Origin of the sequence: Thauera aminoaromatica (assembly GCF_000021765.1) — a bacterium.
Classification (GTDB): domain Bacteria; phylum Pseudomonadota; class Gammaproteobacteria; order Burkholderiales; family Rhodocyclaceae; genus Thauera; species Thauera aminoaromatica.
Map to the genome: position 1 here is coordinate 63,063 of NC_011667.1, position 15,312 is coordinate 78,374.

Below are 15,312 nucleotides of genomic sequence, written 5' to 3' on the forward strand. Positions count from 1 at the left end.
AAAGAATATCAGAAAAGCGCACTAACCAGCGCACTGATCTCCTCGCAAGCCTTCTTGTCTGCCGGCTTCGCCTCGAGCACCGAGAGCCCCTGCCCTGCAGCGTTGGCGAACGACTTGCGCCGCCGGATCGGCGTCTGCAGCAGTTCGAACTGCGGGAAGTCCGCGACCGCTGCCGCGGCGTCGGCGTTGTCGGCCGAGACCTCGCCCGGATCGGCGCAGTTGAGCACCGCGAACGCCTGCAGGCCATCGCGCACCGCGCGCGCTTCGTCGATCAGCTTGGCGATATCGTCGAGCGCCCACACGTCGTAGCTGCGCGGCTGAAACGGCACCAGGAGCATATCGGACAGAATCAGCGCTGCCCGCAGCGCGGTAGAGTCTCGCCCGCCGGCATCGATGATGATGTCGTCGAACTTGGCGCGCTGCTGCTGCACCTGGCTGCGCAGCGTCGCCCCGTCCGGATAAGTAGCGCACGCGATGCCGGGCAGGTGGCCCGCCTCGGCGCGGATCGCGATCGCGGTCTGCGCCGTGCCCTGGCGGTCGCCGTCGATCAACCACACGTCGCGGCCGGCGAGGGCGCGCGCGATGGCGATGTTCACGGCGAGGGTAGTCTTTCCAACGCCGCCTTTTGTATTGCCGACAGTTAATATCATTTATATATCTTATCAATATCGGATAGATATCTTTTAGATATCTATCCGCAATTTAGCACATTACCCCAATGGAGAGAAGTCCAGACAAGGCGATAGCTATTACGGGGTCCAGTAACCATATTCCTCTTGATAGGTAGGCGCTCCCGCGACTGCTTCGAGTACGCTAGTCAGCAGCGAAGCGATGGCCTGCTTTTGCTCAGCGCCACCACCTGGGGCCAAGTCGAAGGTGCCGACACTCGGGATTTGATGGGACCCCGTACCGCCAAACGCGGCCGGGTTCCGAACAAAGAGATTGGGCTTTGGCGCGCTGACGATGCCTCCAACGCCGTCACCAGGAAAGAGTACGTAGGCTCCCCGTGTACCAAGGATTCCGTCCCGATACGTGTGCATCTTGAAGAGATCCTCAAGCTTGTGCACTCGTGCCACTTCGGCTTCGTAATCAGCTATTCCACCATCCTGCTCGCCGTCGGGCGCTTCTTCGAACAAGGTCTCCGACTGTTGCCTCTCGAGCCGATACTTAGCGTCGAAGTGAAGCCAATGCGATGGCAAGTCTGCGGCGGCCTTGCTCAGCCGGATGCTGAAATCGGGATCGAAAGATGCGGTGTAGCTGCCCTCCCACGCCGACTGCGGCGATTTCGGGCGGCGAAAGCGGCGGTTGAAGAAGAGTGAGACGCGAACTTTGGCGCCGCTGTCCCCTGTGAACTCGAAGCGGCACTCGCTTCGAGCCCCCTTGGCAAGTTGCACCTTCAGGCCGTCCTTGCTCACGGTCAGGAAGTTACCGCCTCCAATTTCGACGCACAGCGAAAGAAGGATCTCCCGAAGGCAGAAAAAGCACCAGTACTCGTAGATCTGGTTTACTGGGCGGATGTCGCCGGAGAGTCCGTCGGAGAGTTGTGCACCTTCCTTCCACGCGAGTTCCAGCGCCATGCGCAACGAAAGGTCGTAGCGCAGCAGATCCTTGTAACCGCGCTTTCGCAAGAGCGTCTGCGAGTTTGCAGGGATTTGAGTGAGAGGGCCCACATCTCGCCACATTCCATGCTGCAAAGCTTCGTCGAGCGACACGCCCCAAGCGCGAGCTTCGCGCGCTGACGCTCGCCGTCCCTGTGAGGCCAACGCGCCTTCAAGCCGCCGTGAGACAAGGCTGCAATGCTCCAAGAAAGCTTTGGCATAGCGGTTCTCAGGCGTATCGAGGGATTCGTAACTCTCGCGATGAGGCAGCGCTGTAGGCGTGAAACCTCTAAATAGGCGAGCTAAGGGACCACTTGGGCTGAGTTCAGAGTAGTCCAGCCCGTCAGCGACTAGTTCTGGATCGGCTTCTTGGATTTCGTCGATCGGCGTGGGCTCCACGCGTTCCACCAAGCGCACATGCGGTCGCTCTACGATCTCCTCGATGGACATCGGGAGCCTTTCCTTTGCCATCACATGCCGCATCAGGAAGTGCAGGGCGGATTCGTTTTTTGCGAGATCGTCAGTCGTCTGAAAGTTCAGAGAAACCGGGCTGTCGTAGGAAAGCAGTAGCTCTGTGGCCTTCTCTGCCAGTTCGTCCAGCAGACGCTTGAACTCCTCAAAGTAACGCAGCTTTCGACAGGCGACCTCGGCTCGCACCTCTCCTCCGAACACGGGCGAGAGGTTCAATACGCCGGCGTGCGAGCGCAAGCGAATCTGCCCTGTGACCACCGTTTTGCCACCCTCTTGCCGCCAGCGCCTGGCTGGCTCCCGCGTGAAGGCGTTCGCGAGCCTAGGCTCGAACGGCCACGTAGGATTTTCTTGAGACAGATGGATGGCCTCTTGTATCGACGAGGGCGTAGCCACGTCGACAAAGTAGTCGGTGTCCTCACGAAGCTGGAACTTCTCGAACAGTTCTCCAGCGTCACGCCAGCACATCGGCGGAATACCGCCCCAAGAGATCTCCTCAGCCTTGGTCTCTTCCTCAGCGGAGATCAGCGAGTCCGACTGGATAACGCCCTCGGCGAGCGGCCTGCCTTGGCCAAGGTCGGCTTCGATGTCGATCCAGCAGCCCGCGCCTAGGTCGAATCTCGCGCGATGCAGCGGAACGCAGCTCATGTCACTTCACGAAGGAGACGTAGTTGCGCGAGAGCAGTCGACCGTGCATCTCGAGGAGCTTAGCCCTGCACCGAGCAAACTCCTTACCTGGCGGCAGGTTGATGGCCTCACCCGGTTCGATACGAGTTGAAGCCTCGGCGCCCAGCGTGTATTTGGCGGCCGGGTCCCTGTCGGCATGAGAGCCGCCCAGGAACGCATGGATTGCCTTCAGGCTGTCACCCAAGGCGGAACGACTCCCATGAATTTTGGGGAGAACCTTCTGGAACAGGGCACGGTCGAGCCCATCTACCCAATGAGTCATGGCGTCGGCCGGAGCGACGCCATTGATGATCTGCGCCTTGATCCACACCAGCATGTAGGCGTAGATCTCCTTGTTCACCCGAAACGCGAACTCGAACCCCACAGGGGCAAGCAGCTTGAAGCAACCTTCAAGTACCTGCACTGTGAATGTCCGCTGGCTTTCGAACTCAATCGCGTTGACTCCATATTTGTCCACCAAAGCGACGAGGACCTGCGACGGGTCTGCTGCACGGCCTTCACCCGCTTCTCGGTCGTCGATCGCCTCCTGCAGGAGCTGATTCCCCATGGCCAAGTCCAACGTCTCTTCCGGCTTCGCTCCCGCGAGGTATTCGGAGGGCCTGAGAGCTCGCGCTTCCAGAACGTGGGCCCGGTCGAGCACTTTGGGCGAGAACATGTAGGTGGTCTCATCGATGTTCACCGTCCCGACATAGAAGAGGTTCGGCGGCAGCGTCAAAGGCTGATCGTTTTTTACAAGCAACGCGGCCGACTCAGCCTCTGCTGAAGCCGGGTCCTCCGCGTTCAGCAGCTCCGATATCACCGACATGGAGTGCTTATCCACGATGGGGGCGTTCTCGCCATCTTCCAGGATCGACGATGCCTCCATAAGCGACAGAAACGGCGCGAAGTAGCGCTCGACGTGCGAGAGATTCATCTCGTCGAATACCAGGAAGTGCGGGATCTTCGTCGAACTCGGATTACACGCCCGCAGAATGATGCGAAGCGTTTCGGTGATCTCGTAGCTTTCGTTAGTCTCAGTCCCGTCTGCCCTCTTGCGAAGCTGCCCAAAAGGAGTGCGGAAGCCGAGGAGCTTCTTCGGGGAGGTCCAGTCGGGGCCGATCGGAACCAACTGGAAAATCTGGCCTTTGACTTGCGCGTCGTAATGCTCTTGCAATTGCTCCGCAAGTCGCAGCGTCGAGCGCGACTTCCCAGTGCCCGATGCGCCTGTAAGGATCACAAAAGGCTTGGCTGCTAGTGCCGCGACTAGGTCGAGCGAGCACGTACCCCCTGTGGCGGCAGCTGCCGCGGCAGGTACAGACGCAGCCACGAGACCATTCAGGTAGTCCTCCGGCGTGGCCGGGGCGTCGTCCAGATCGGCGTCAGTGATCTGGCCAGCTGGATCTGAAAACAAGGCATCCCGCTCGGCTGCGGTAAGGCTGTAGTCGGCGACGAAGCGGTCCCGCAGCGCATTGAAGCGATCAGCCGGCGCAGCGAAACCCCCGACTATCGGCTCAATATCGACTTTTCGGTAGTTCCAGACCGCGGTCTCTCCCAGGCTTGGCTTGGCGCCTTTGGCTGCTTTCAATAAGAGCGCTTCTAAGTAGGCTTCATGCCCCGCCCGCAGCCCCGCCTTTCGAGGGTCGTCGCTGGTTAGTTCGACGACCCTCTGCCAAGAGTTGCCGGCGATAGTGGTACCAGTCCCGTTGGAGATGTATTTGCCGCCGCGGAAGCCGCCTCGGCTCGCCTCCTGCGACACGAAGACGTTGAAAATTTGCTTCTCTTCACCGATCAGAATTGAGTTGTCTAACTTGACTCCAGCTAGTTCCTTGGTTGCCTGCAGATAGGCTGGTTGACTTTGGGTTATGGCTACGTGCGTCTGCCCACCGACAGAGAGCGTTCGCTTCAAGATGAGAAAGTCCATCAATGCGGCTTTCGCCCGCGTGTCAGCCAACGCGGTGATGCTTGCTTTAATACGAGCCGCCGTCAGGTATCGCGCCATCTAAACCTCCACCGTTGTTCTTGTGGGACAGCAAGGCAGATCAGCCGAGCTCGCCTATGTGCTCCACCATCGACTGGCAGAAGTCCTTCTTGATGTCGATGCCAATCGCGCGAAAGCCGTGCTTCCTGGCGAAGACAAGACTTGTTCCGCTGCCGCCAAACGGATCGAGCACCACACCACTTTGTGGCGTGGTGGAGAGGATTGGGATTCGTACGAGCTCTTCCGAGAAGCGGGCCTTGTGCATGTGGCTACGCCGAGCTGGCGGGATTTCCCAAGTGTCAGGCGGAGGGAGGATGCTGCCAGTTTCGGACTTTCGCCCGACGAGGTCTTTGTTGAAGAAATACCAGCGCGACTTGACAAGGTGAAACATGTATTCGTGCGACATTGAGCAGCGGTCGCGTACCTGGTCTGGAATCGGGTTCGGCTTCAGCCATACGTTGTCGTTGCGCACGATCCAGTCCTTGTCCTGCATCGCGATCGCGAACCGATGCGGAATAAGCAGGAGTTGCTTGGGCTTGCATAACTGTCCGTCGCCGGTACGATCCTGAGGGCGCAGGCCGAACCGTCGAGCGCTCTGTTTCGACTCCCCGCTCTTGTGCTCGCCCTTGCCACTCCAGTAGGTGTCGCCTAGGTTGACCCACAGGCTGCCGTTGTCGGCGAGCACAGGCTTGGCCGCCTCAAAGCAAGCCACGAGCTGCTCGATGAATTGCTGCGGATGCTCCTCGAGCCCGATCTGCCCCTTAGCCCCGTAGTCCCTCTGGCCGTAGAACGGAGGTGACGTGACCATGCAGTTCACGATCACACCTGCTTTGGTGAGGTGCGCCATTGCCTCCCGGACGTCCATGTTGAAGATCAGTACGTTTTCGTCGGCGTAGTAGGCCGCTTTACGCAATTTTTCGTCGCAAAACGCCTCATCGCTGGTGATCTTCGGTACTTGGGCAAGGTTTGCCTTTGTCACAGGCTTTACAGTCAGTTTTCCTGTGAGCTTCTTGCTCGCTTTTCCAACTCTCTTTACTGCCGCTGGTAGCTCGGCAGCCAAGGTTCCGACTGCATTCTCCTCAGGCTCTATGGCGCACAGCACCTCATCGTTACTCACGCGCTCACCTTGATGTTCGACTTATTGACAACCCGGCGCTCACGCTGTTGACTGGCCGGAAGAGAGATCCGGTGCTGATCGCAGTAGTTGGCCACCAGGACTTCAAGCATGTTGACCATGCTGCGCTGCTCGTGATCGGCTGCGGCTTTCAAGGCGAGCTTGAAGGAGGGTGATACGCGAAGGTTAAGGGTGTCTGACTTAGTCTCTTCGAATCTCAAGGTAGCCCCGCATATGTCTGTGCAATTGCGTTATTATAGCTGTGCAAACAGCGTTCCTCCATAGTCGCGCGAGAAAGAGGCCCCTCGCATGAAAGACATCAGCGGTACGCTTAACCCGACCTAAATCGTCTGGCATCCGCACACGTGGCCTCCCCAGCCCTTCAGTTGTCGCGGCGTTTTCTTGACGATACCGCTTCCACTCCGACTTGTTGCATTCGCCCGCAAGGGACAGTTGGTAGAGCGTCTGACCACGCTTGAACGGATATCGTCGCTCAGGCTACGCTGAAACTATTATATCTTTAAGATATCTTCTTGATATCTATATGATATCATCTCGACTAAATGAGGTTAAGATGAGCACCGAGCAGCCGATACCTGCTCCCCATAACGACACCTGGGGCTTTTGGGGGACAATGAACGCGCACGCCAACGCAGCCTGGCCCCTAGCGATGGCTGCCATCTCGGGCGCCACCGGCCAACCTTTGGAGTCTGTCCGCGCCTTCCTCGACAGCCGCCACGGCCGCTACTTTGGGGACGATGTGGTTAACAACCTTTCCGCTGGTGGGCCCATCGGCGAAGCGATCAAGGCCACTACCCAGCAGTGGATGGCCTGGACCATCAGACACCAGACTAGCAAGGACTACGACATCCCGCGCGGCATACCTTACCTGACGGGCTTTGTGATTCACTGCGCGATAGCTGATGAAGCATTCACCAACTAAAGCACGCTTGCGATGAGAGGCCCCCACAGATTGGTGGTCAGGAAAAGGGCGTTGCCTCCTCGCCAGGCAACGCCCTTTTCATATTCTCGGGGCGTCAGTGAACAGGTCGGTTCCTCGACGAGGGCCATCGTGCGCTTTAGGGGGTCGTCTCAGAAAACGGGCAACAAAGCACGTTAAGCCGATCGCATTTTTTGCAGCGCCCTGAGCTGTGCGCCGGGGGTCGATGACGGCGGACGACGGGCGCGCAGCAGGTCGGGGTAGGACAAAAGACTGAGCGAATGGTAAAGCGCGTCGTTCTTCTCAACCGCCTACACGCCGGCAAACAAGCACAGGCTTGCCTGTTCACACGTGTGAACGTTCTCAACCGCCTACACGGCGGCAAACGCTGACTACGGTTAGTTGGTCAGGCTGACATTTAGACGTCTAAACCGGCGGTGCCGGTGTGGGACGCCACCGCGTCCGCGCGAGGACCACATTGGACAGAACGGCACGGTGTGTCCAATGACTCTCCCCTTCAAGGCACGCCGGTCGGGCCCCTCGACGGGCAGCGGAGCGGAACCGTGGGGAGGGGCGTAAATGGGTTGCATGGAGGCATGTACGCTTGGCCTGAAAGGCACGCCGCCGGCTTGCACGTATCTGCCGCCGGGGGATCTGGCGGATTGGCGGCCCAGGTGAACACGACCAACCCTCCGAGCGCGCACAGGCCCGCGAAGATCATCGCGTCGAGCCGGTAGCGAAAACGGATGTAGGCCAGTTGTGTCGGCGCGCGTCTAAAACTACCCAGCGGTGCGCGTTGAATTTTACCCAGGCACTTTAGCTGCTCGTCATGGAGCAGCCGATGTTCAGTGTAGTCGAGTTGCTGACCGCGAGTGTGCGCAGAGAAGCCCGCAAAGGGCGTAGCCCGAAGCGGGCTTCTCTGCGCGGGCGCCGGGTCAGAACGGCTCGTCCTCGGTAAGGGTGTCGCGCTTGGATTGCTCACGGTCCTTGATCCGCGAGCGCGCGCTGGCCGAGCTCTGACGGAAGCGATAGGACTCGTTGCCCGTCTCGACGATGTGGCAGTGATGGGTCAGCCGGTCGAGCAGTGCCGTGGTCATCTTTGCGTCGCCGAACACGCTCGCCCATTCACCGAAGCTCAGGTTAGTCGTGATCATCACGCTGGTGTGCTCGTACAGCTTCGAGAGCAGGTGAAACAGCAGCGCTCCGCCGCTCTGGCTGAACGGCAGGTAGCCCAGCTCATCGAGAATCACCAGATCCATGCGCAGCAGCGAGAAGGCGAGCTTGCCGGCTTTGCCGGCCGCCTTCTCCTGCTCGAGCAGATTGACCAGATCAACGGTCGAGTAAAAGCGCACCCGCTTGCCGTGCCGGGTGATCCCGGACACGCCCAGCGCCGTGGCCAGGTGCGACTTGCCTGTGCCGGTGCCGCCGATGAACACGACGTTGTGGGCCTGCGCGGTGAAGTCGAGCGTGGCGAGTTCCTGAATCAGTGCCCGCTCCACCTTCGACTGCTCGAAGTCGAACCCGGCCAGATCTCGATGCACCGGGAACCGGGCCGCCTGCAGTTGATAGCGGATCGAGCGCAGGTGACGGTCGGTATGCTCGGCCTCGAGCAGGTGCTCGAGCAGCCAGCCCGAACTCTGACACCCGAGATCACTCGTGGACACCAACTCCGCCCAGGCGTCGGCCATCCCGTACAGGCGCAGGGCCTTCAGTTCGGCAAGCACATCACGCATGGCTCACCTCCGCACGCAGCCGGTCGTAACGCTGCGGGTCTGCCACCGGTGTTTCGCTGAGGGTCAGTACCGTGTCGACGGTCGGCGTGGCAGGGGCTGACTTCAGGCGGTTGAGCACGTTCTCGATGTGCTCGGGGCTGGGGCGGCCCGCTTCGAGCGCCAACTCCACCGCCACGATCACCGCCCCCAGGCCATGCTGAGGCACGGCGGCGAGCACCTTCGCCATGACCCGATCTCCCCCTTCGCGCTTGAGCAGCAACGCGCGCAGCGCTTGCAATGGCGCAGGCATGTCGGCGAAGGGCGCGCCATTCCTGAGCGCGCCCGGCTTGCGCTCGATCAGCGACACATAGTGCTGCCAGTCGTAGCGCGCTTCGTTGCGCGCAAAGCTGCGCACGTGACGGGCCACGACGGTGTCGTGCGCGACGAGCTCGATCTGCTCGGGATACACCCGGATGCCGACCATCTGACCCACCAACTCACACGGCGCTGAATAGCGGCAGCGCTCGAACGTAACCAGGCAGGTGCTCGAGACCTTGCCCAGCGTCTCCACGTAGCCGTCGAAGGGCGTGATCATCGGCATCAGGCTGGGCTGCTCCTGCTCGAGCATCTCCGCCAGGCTGAGGTCGTACTCCGGATGTTTGAGCTCCTGCCACAGGCTGCGACACTTCGCCAGCAACCACAGGTTCAGCTCGGTGAAGGAACCAAAGCGCGTCTCGGCCGCCTCTTGCCAGATCCGCCGTCGGCTGTCCTGCACGTTCTTCTCGACGACGCCTTTCTCCCAACCGCTGGCAACATTGCAGAAGTCCGCTTCGAACAGGTAGTGCGAGGCCATCGCCGCAAAGCGTGTATTGACCACCCGCGCCTTGCCTTTCTTCACCCGGTCGACGGCCGTCTTCATGTTGTCGTAGATCCCGCGCCGGGCCACGCCCCCGAGCGCAGCAAACGCCCGCGCGTGCGCATCGAACAGCATCTCGTGGCTCTGCGTCGGATACGCCTGCACGACAAAGGCACGGCTGTAGCACAGCTTCAGGTGCGCCACGAGCACCTTGCGCCACACCCCACCGATGACCAGATGCTCCTCGCTCCAGTCGAACTGGTGCGCCTCTCCCGGCTCGAACTGCAGCGGAACGAAGGCCTTCGTGACCGAGGCACCGCCTTCGGCCCTCCAGCGCCGGATGAACTCGGTGACGCGGCTGTAATCGCCGTCGAACCCCTGCACCTGCAACTGACCAAACAGCTTCAGCGCCGTGCGTCGGTCCCGTTGCGGTCGCCGCGCATCGGTCTCCAACATCTTGACCAACTGCGCCGCGTACGGCGCGATCTTGGTGTCGACGACCTTGCGTCGATACTTCGGCTCAACCCCCTCGGGCGCCTTCAGCCACTTGCGGATCGTCTTGCGCGTCAGCCCCGTGCGACGCTCGATCTCCGAGAGCGTGAGCCCCTCCCGGTAGTACAGCCTTCTGACCTTCCCCAGCAGATTCATGGTGATCATCTCCTTTGTTCCCCGCTCCTCGACGGAAGCGGCGGAGGTTAATCACCTGGGTACTTTTCAGCGCGCAGGCCCCGCGAAATCTGGGTAGTTTTCAGTGCGCGTCAACAGCTTTGTGAGCAACCTCGCCCCCTATGGTGAGGCTTTGTGAGCAGGCGCTTGCTGCCCGGCTTTGGACAGAACGGCGTCGACTGTCCAATGACGCGCGCGGTGCGGCCGAAGGCCTCGAAGGTCCCGCGGGGAAGGAACGGCTGGATCCGACCCGTTGCCGCCGTTGAGGTTTGAGGAAAGCTGCCGCTCGCCATTCGAGATACACCCTCCGGAGAGCGGGAGGCACCGAGTGAGACCGCCAGACCGGAGGCCGGACCTTGATGCCTGGAGCGTGGGGCGCAGCCCCGTGATTTTCGACGTTGTTGCCTGAATTTACACCAGCAAACCAGAGCAGTGTTCTATTGGTTCGAACGGCTCTTCGCCGATACTATGGCGAAAGCACCCAGTTTGCTGATTCTGATTGCTCTTGTTCCAAGAACGATTTAAACCAATTCCATTTTGCTTTTGCACTTACCGGGAGTTCAGAAACAAGGTTGTCATCCACGATACACCTATACTTCTCAAAGGTGCGCTCAATGCCTCCGTGTGATTTGTCCACAATGTAAAAGTCGTGAAGACCATTAACAATCAGCGTTTCACGGTCGCGAACGCACATGCGCGACCCGCCTCCAAACCCCTTGACCCAACATTCTTTGGCTGATTCGGACAGTACGATGCACGGGTTTTCACCAGTGCCCTCCAACCGATATGCTTCTTGATATGCTGGACCCACGATGTTGCCGTCACTGTGCCACACATTGCCCACTGCAATTCCTCCACGCAGGAGGTAGCCGGCGCCTAAGAAGCGATGTGAAAGCTGGATGCAGCGCATAATTAATATGTCAAGGCCACTGTAATTCTCGATTTCAGGGTCGGCGAGGGGAGCGCTAAGGATGATGGAATCGGAAACGTAGGTGTGCTTCGGAATGAGACGCGCTGGCACTGTGCTACAAACACCGTTATTCAGTAGAGGAATTGAAGTTTCTAGCATATCAACAAGTGATTGCAGTTCCTCTCGTGCCGAAACTGCGTGAACGGACTTGTCAACAAGCATGCTGAACCCGAGCACATCGATGAACGCAACCGCTCGTTCTTCGTAGGTAATATTTTGCATTTTGGTTTCCGAATTCGAGCCACCGGGGAGTGGTGATAGTCGAACTAAAGCCGCAGCACGGCGAGCAGTCACCGTATCAAAATGTCGGCTACTCGGCAGTAGGTATTCGTATAGACGACCGAATTGCCGTTCGGAGTAGACCCTTCTGACCACCAGCGTTGGAGGAGGGTTAAGCTCCTTTCCCATTCATATATTGCAACGTCCGCGAGATTGAATGATTGCTCGATTTTGTTAGCCATAGCCCATGGAAAGATAAGCGAACTTAACTCGCCTAGATTATCCTTTGCGATAAAGAGTTCGTTTTCTTGTGCGACGGACATAATTATTTGACACGGCCAGTCGAACGAATACTTGCACGGGATGGCGCGGATGTCGGTGCTTCGTGTCTTGTTGCTTTCGTAGAGGAAGAGACGTCCGAGCGTTGAACTAGGGGCAACTCTCCCATAGATACGCGACGAAAGCGAACGTAGTTCTCCGTACCTCGCGCGTTCATGCTTATCTCTTTCCTCTAGCCGACGATATTCAGCGGCTTCACTGTCTAGGAGTTTCTGGATAAAGCAGTGGGTCATGGCGTTAAAGCGTTGAATGAACGCAATATGTGGCGGAGTTCGTTGTTGGGCTCTGTTTCTTCCGAACTTTGCGCTGCTTAGCAGCGGTGTTGAAATTGCATCGTCACCGTCGGTCTCCAGCTTGGATGGGAAAAGTCGACTCTGAAGAACCCCGGCGCGGTTTGGCATGAAGCACTCTCGAGCCGTCTTTCGAGCCGATTCCGCTACTGCAATTCAGCAGCGCTCTCGTCGCTGCGAAAACGTTGCTTCCTATTTCATGCCGCATTTCCAAGGGCGCGCGAGTGGTGCGGGATCAGTCTTTGATTTGTGTATCCGTTACTGATCGATTTCGACCCGGTGCAGCCGTCGAGCTTTGGGGAAAGCAGTCGTTCAACGCAGAAGTCACCGGCGCTGCGCGGCTTTATCGCGCAGCGTCCGCGTGGATTTCCGGGTTAGACGTGCTTCCCAAGAGCATGTAGTCTCGACAGAGTCCGATCAATTGAGAAACCTCTCTCTTTTAGAAACTGCATGAGACCCTTGTCAGATTTGACTGTGTTACACGCAGAACAGCACCAGACAAGATTTTCGATAACACTTAGCCCACCCTTTGATACTGGATAGATATGATCCAAATGGGGATCAACCCCCAATTCACTTCCACAATATGGACAGTCTTTTGTTTTCTTCACTAGACGCTTGAGACTTGAGGCTCGTTCCCTAGTCTTGTTGTCGACGGCAGATGCTTTTCCAAATACCCTGCCGTGCTTCGCCTCAAAGCGCTCTATAGCGTCCATTTTTTCCTCTGCAAGCCAAAGTCGTTCCTTAATCTTGGAGACACGGTTTGCAAATTCACGGGATTCAGAGCGCACCTCGTCAAGCAATCGTATGGCCTCCGCGACTCTCGGAATTTCTCGTGAAAGAGCAAGATAATCAGTCTTTTGTTGCTCAAACCGTTTAACGGTATCTGAATCAACTTTTGACGTGAACACGGACACCCAGAAGCTGTCTGTTACACCTCTGGTACGGTACTCAGCCAGTTGCCGCTCCGTTTGTTCTAGGGTGGAACGAATTTTATCAATTATGTTTTCTTCAACCCCAGACCGTAGAAACGTAGGCGCAGAATAATCGTCGCTCATGCGAATAAGGCTATCAATAGACAGGCTGCGCTTCCAATTCTCCAATGCTTCAGCATCACGCTCTCGGTCAGAATGACGACCGATGTACAGCTTCTTACGCATTTCGTGAACCAAGGATGCTGCCGAAGAGATTTTTGGCAGGCTAAATCGCCTGAAACGGGAGCGAATAGATTCAATCTCCGACTCCCATTCAGGAATTCGACTCAAATCCACTTTGAGGTTTCTCTTTTCCTCTTCGGTTCGTTTGTAAGTTGAGCGTGCCATAGATGAGTTTGCCTCATTTCATTGCAAGGTGATAGCTTTTTCGCATAGCATCGGAATGCAGGATAACATGTTCTGCAAGCTACTGTTTAGAGTCAGGAACTCCAAACAAAGCAGAATAACAAGGCAGAACAATGCAGCAGCCGCCGGCATAGTGGGGTGATTAGATCCAGAGGGTATGTAAGCGTAGAGCATACCGTCCCACCCGGACGGCTGCTATCTGGACCATATGGCGACTAACCGCTCCTAGCCAACCTGAGACCTCCGCCCTTCCCAGCGCGAGGACGAACCGTCTGCGAGTGTTTCGACCCGACCCAAAGCCGTCCTATGAGACACAGGAAAGCGGTCGCTCAACACCTGAGTTAAGCCGCGCCGCGAAGCGGTGTCGGCTTGGACGAATTGTTAGCCCACTGCCGCGGGGGTTACCTTTTCGTTCAAGCTGCGAGCGTGCTCCAAGATCCTTGCAGCCTGCTCGACCGACTCTTTGTCTTGCTGGTAGTCCGTGGCCATTCGTTTTAGCTCAGCCAATAGAAGTGTATCGAAGCGCTCCAGCAAGTGGTAGGACGCGGACAGGCCATTAATGTCTAGATACTCCCTGTACTCCGGCGCTACCGCTAGGATTAGCTTATGGACTGCGTCATTCGCGATCATCTTCCGTGAGTCGATGCCATGTGAGAGAGCAACCCAATGCGCCACGTAATAGCTCGTAATCGCCTGCATAGCGCTGAACAAAGCCCACGCCATGTCAGACACATACGGCCTGGCTAGATCTGCGGTTACGTAATCTAGCTTGGATGGGTCGAAACCTCCGCCAGAGACCTTGATAAAGTCCCGTACTCGATCATCCCTACTCACTTGCTCTGCAATGTTCTCGAGTTGAATGAGGGACATCGTCATAGCCAAGCTTCTAGCGCTTTGATTGCGAATTAGGGTGCCCCACAACTGGTCGATTGCCTCGAGGCGCCTTTTGTCCAAGAGAGCCCGGCGCTGGGTAATACCGCTCAGCGCTCCGGCCCTGAGCGACTCGAGTTCGGCGCTTCGTTGCGCCAAGCTAGCTTCTAATGTCTTCTCGGAGGCGCGGAACTCCGACTTAAGTTGCTCAAGTTTTTTATCGAACTCGTGCTGCACAGAGCGTGTTAGGCGAGCTGTGATCAACGCGCGCCCAAGCCATAAGGCAATGGACAGCAGCCCCGTGGTCGTTAAAGCCGGAATCCAATCCGTAAGTTGCATCGAAGACTCCACAGCGGGCTAACATGTCCTGGAAGGTGCTGTTTAGATGTAGGAACCATGCGCAAGGCAAGATAACAAGACTGGAGTAGCAGCAACCGACAGCTTAGTGGGCTCATGCGACCCATCTGACGCGTAGTCCGAGAGCATACCGCCTCGACCGGATGACCGCTATCTGCATCGGATGGCCAGTGGCAACTTCTGGCCGCCTGCTGTCTGCCATGAGTGGGCTGGCGACGAGGTCGTTTAGGGGCATGGCACGGCGTGATTGGACAAAATGAACCATTTTGTCTAATGTCCAGACCCCACCCCCAGCAACGGCGCGGCTTTGCGCCGCGTTTTTTTCCCGAACATTGGACAAAACGATGAACGACCGCAAACACCTCACATCCCGCGAGGTCGAGCGCCTGATCACGGCCACCCGCGGCAGCCGCACCGAGCTGCGCGACCGCTGCCTGATCCTCTTGATGTTCCGCCATGGGCTGCGGGTGTCCGAGGCCTGCGCGCTGAAGCTGCACCAGGTCGATCTCGAAAGTCGGGTGCTGCACGTGGCCCGGCTTAAGAAGGGGTTGTCGACCACGCACCCGCTCCGGGGCGACGAGCTGCGGGCCATCAAGGCCTGGCTCACCGAACGGGCGCGTCTCGGCCCGGCGGGCGACACGTTCTTCGTCTCGGAGCGGCGTGCGCCGCTCAACCGCCGGACAGCCTGGGTGGCGATCCGGCGCTACGGGGAACTGGCCGAGCTGTCCGTCGAGGCGCACCCGCACATGCTGCGCCACGCCTGTGGCTACGCACTCGCCGACCAGGGCGCGGACACCCGCCTCATCCAGGACTACCTCGGGCACCGCAACATCCAGCACACCGTCCGCTACACGGCGACCAACCCTGCGCGGTTCGAGCGGCTGTGGCGGTGAACGCCTTCGCGTATATACTTCGTTAGTACTTTGTCA

12 protein-coding genes are annotated in these 15,312 nt (G+C 58.3%); 2 read left to right on the forward strand and 10 right to left on the reverse strand.

All coding sequences use genetic code 11. From position 1 onward, the window contains the following. Positions 1-8: 8 nt before the first annotated feature. The 5 genes from TMZ1T_RS20120 to TMZ1T_RS20140 all read right to left on the reverse strand — a co-directional run bounded on the left by TMZ1T_RS20120 (position 9) and on the right by TMZ1T_RS20140 (position 5,979). Entirely contained in the window at positions 9-650 is a 642-nt protein-coding gene (locus TMZ1T_RS20120) for an AAA family ATPase (RefSeq protein WP_012592917.1), read from the reverse strand. Between the two features lie 99 nt (positions 651-749). After that, complete coding sequence (locus tag TMZ1T_RS20125) at positions 750-2,714, reverse strand: DUF2357 domain-containing protein (RefSeq protein WP_012592918.1); 1,965 nt, start codon at positions 2,712-2,714, stop codon at positions 750-752. 1 nt (position 2,715) lies between these two features. Continuing rightward, a complete protein-coding gene (locus TMZ1T_RS20130; RefSeq protein ID WP_012592919.1) occupies positions 2,716-4,731 on the reverse strand; it encodes an McrB family protein in 2,016 nt (671 codons plus the stop codon). A gap of 40 nt (positions 4,732-4,771) precedes the next feature. Next, entirely contained in the window at positions 4,772-5,689 is a 918-nt protein-coding gene (locus TMZ1T_RS20135; RefSeq protein WP_012592920.1) for a DNA-methyltransferase, read from the reverse strand. Positions 5,690-5,823: 134 nt separating this feature from the next. Then, positions 5,824-5,979, reverse strand: a complete 156-nt coding sequence (locus TMZ1T_RS20140; protein ID WP_261789212.1) for a hypothetical protein — start codon at positions 5,977-5,979, stop codon at positions 5,824-5,826. 419 nt (positions 5,980-6,398) lie between these two features. Between TMZ1T_RS20140 and TMZ1T_RS20145 the strand changes: the two genes are divergently transcribed. Then, on the forward strand, positions 6,399-6,767 hold the full coding sequence (locus TMZ1T_RS20145; RefSeq protein WP_012592922.1) for a hypothetical protein: 369 nt from the start codon (positions 6,399-6,401) through the stop codon (positions 6,765-6,767). A gap of 932 nt (positions 6,768-7,699) precedes the next feature. On the opposite strand, the gene istB is transcribed toward TMZ1T_RS20145, so the two are convergent. The 5 genes from istB to TMZ1T_RS20165 all read right to left on the reverse strand — a co-directional run bounded on the left by istB (position 7,700) and on the right by TMZ1T_RS20165 (position 14,365). Next, on the reverse strand, positions 7,700-8,497 hold the full coding sequence (istB, locus tag TMZ1T_RS20150) for an IS21-like element helper ATPase IstB (protein WP_004299831.1): 798 nt from the start codon (positions 8,495-8,497) through the stop codon (positions 7,700-7,702). Next, complete coding sequence (gene istA / locus TMZ1T_RS20155) at positions 8,490-9,980, reverse strand: IS21 family transposase (protein WP_012584829.1); 1,491 nt, start codon at positions 9,978-9,980, stop codon at positions 8,490-8,492. Before istA ends, istB begins: the two co-directional genes overlap by 8 nt. Before the next feature lie 484 nt (positions 9,981-10,464). Further along, on the reverse strand, positions 10,465-11,190 hold the full coding sequence (locus TMZ1T_RS20855) for a hypothetical protein (protein WP_012592923.1): 726 nt from the start codon (positions 11,188-11,190) through the stop codon (positions 10,465-10,467). A 1,000-nt stretch (positions 11,191-12,190) separates the two neighbouring features. Next, entirely contained in the window at positions 12,191-13,138 is a 948-nt protein-coding gene (locus TMZ1T_RS20865; protein ID WP_012592925.1) for an HNH endonuclease, read from the reverse strand. Positions 13,139-13,537: 399 nt separating this feature from the next. Then, entirely contained in the window at positions 13,538-14,365 is an 828-nt protein-coding gene (locus TMZ1T_RS20165; RefSeq protein ID WP_012592926.1) for a hypothetical protein, read from the reverse strand. Between the two features lie 362 nt (positions 14,366-14,727). On the opposite strand from TMZ1T_RS20165, the gene TMZ1T_RS20170 reads away from it, so the two are divergent. Then, entirely contained in the window at positions 14,728-15,276 is a 549-nt protein-coding gene (locus TMZ1T_RS20170; protein ID WP_012592927.1) for a tyrosine-type recombinase/integrase, read from the forward strand. Positions 15,277-15,312 lie beyond the last annotated feature (36 nt).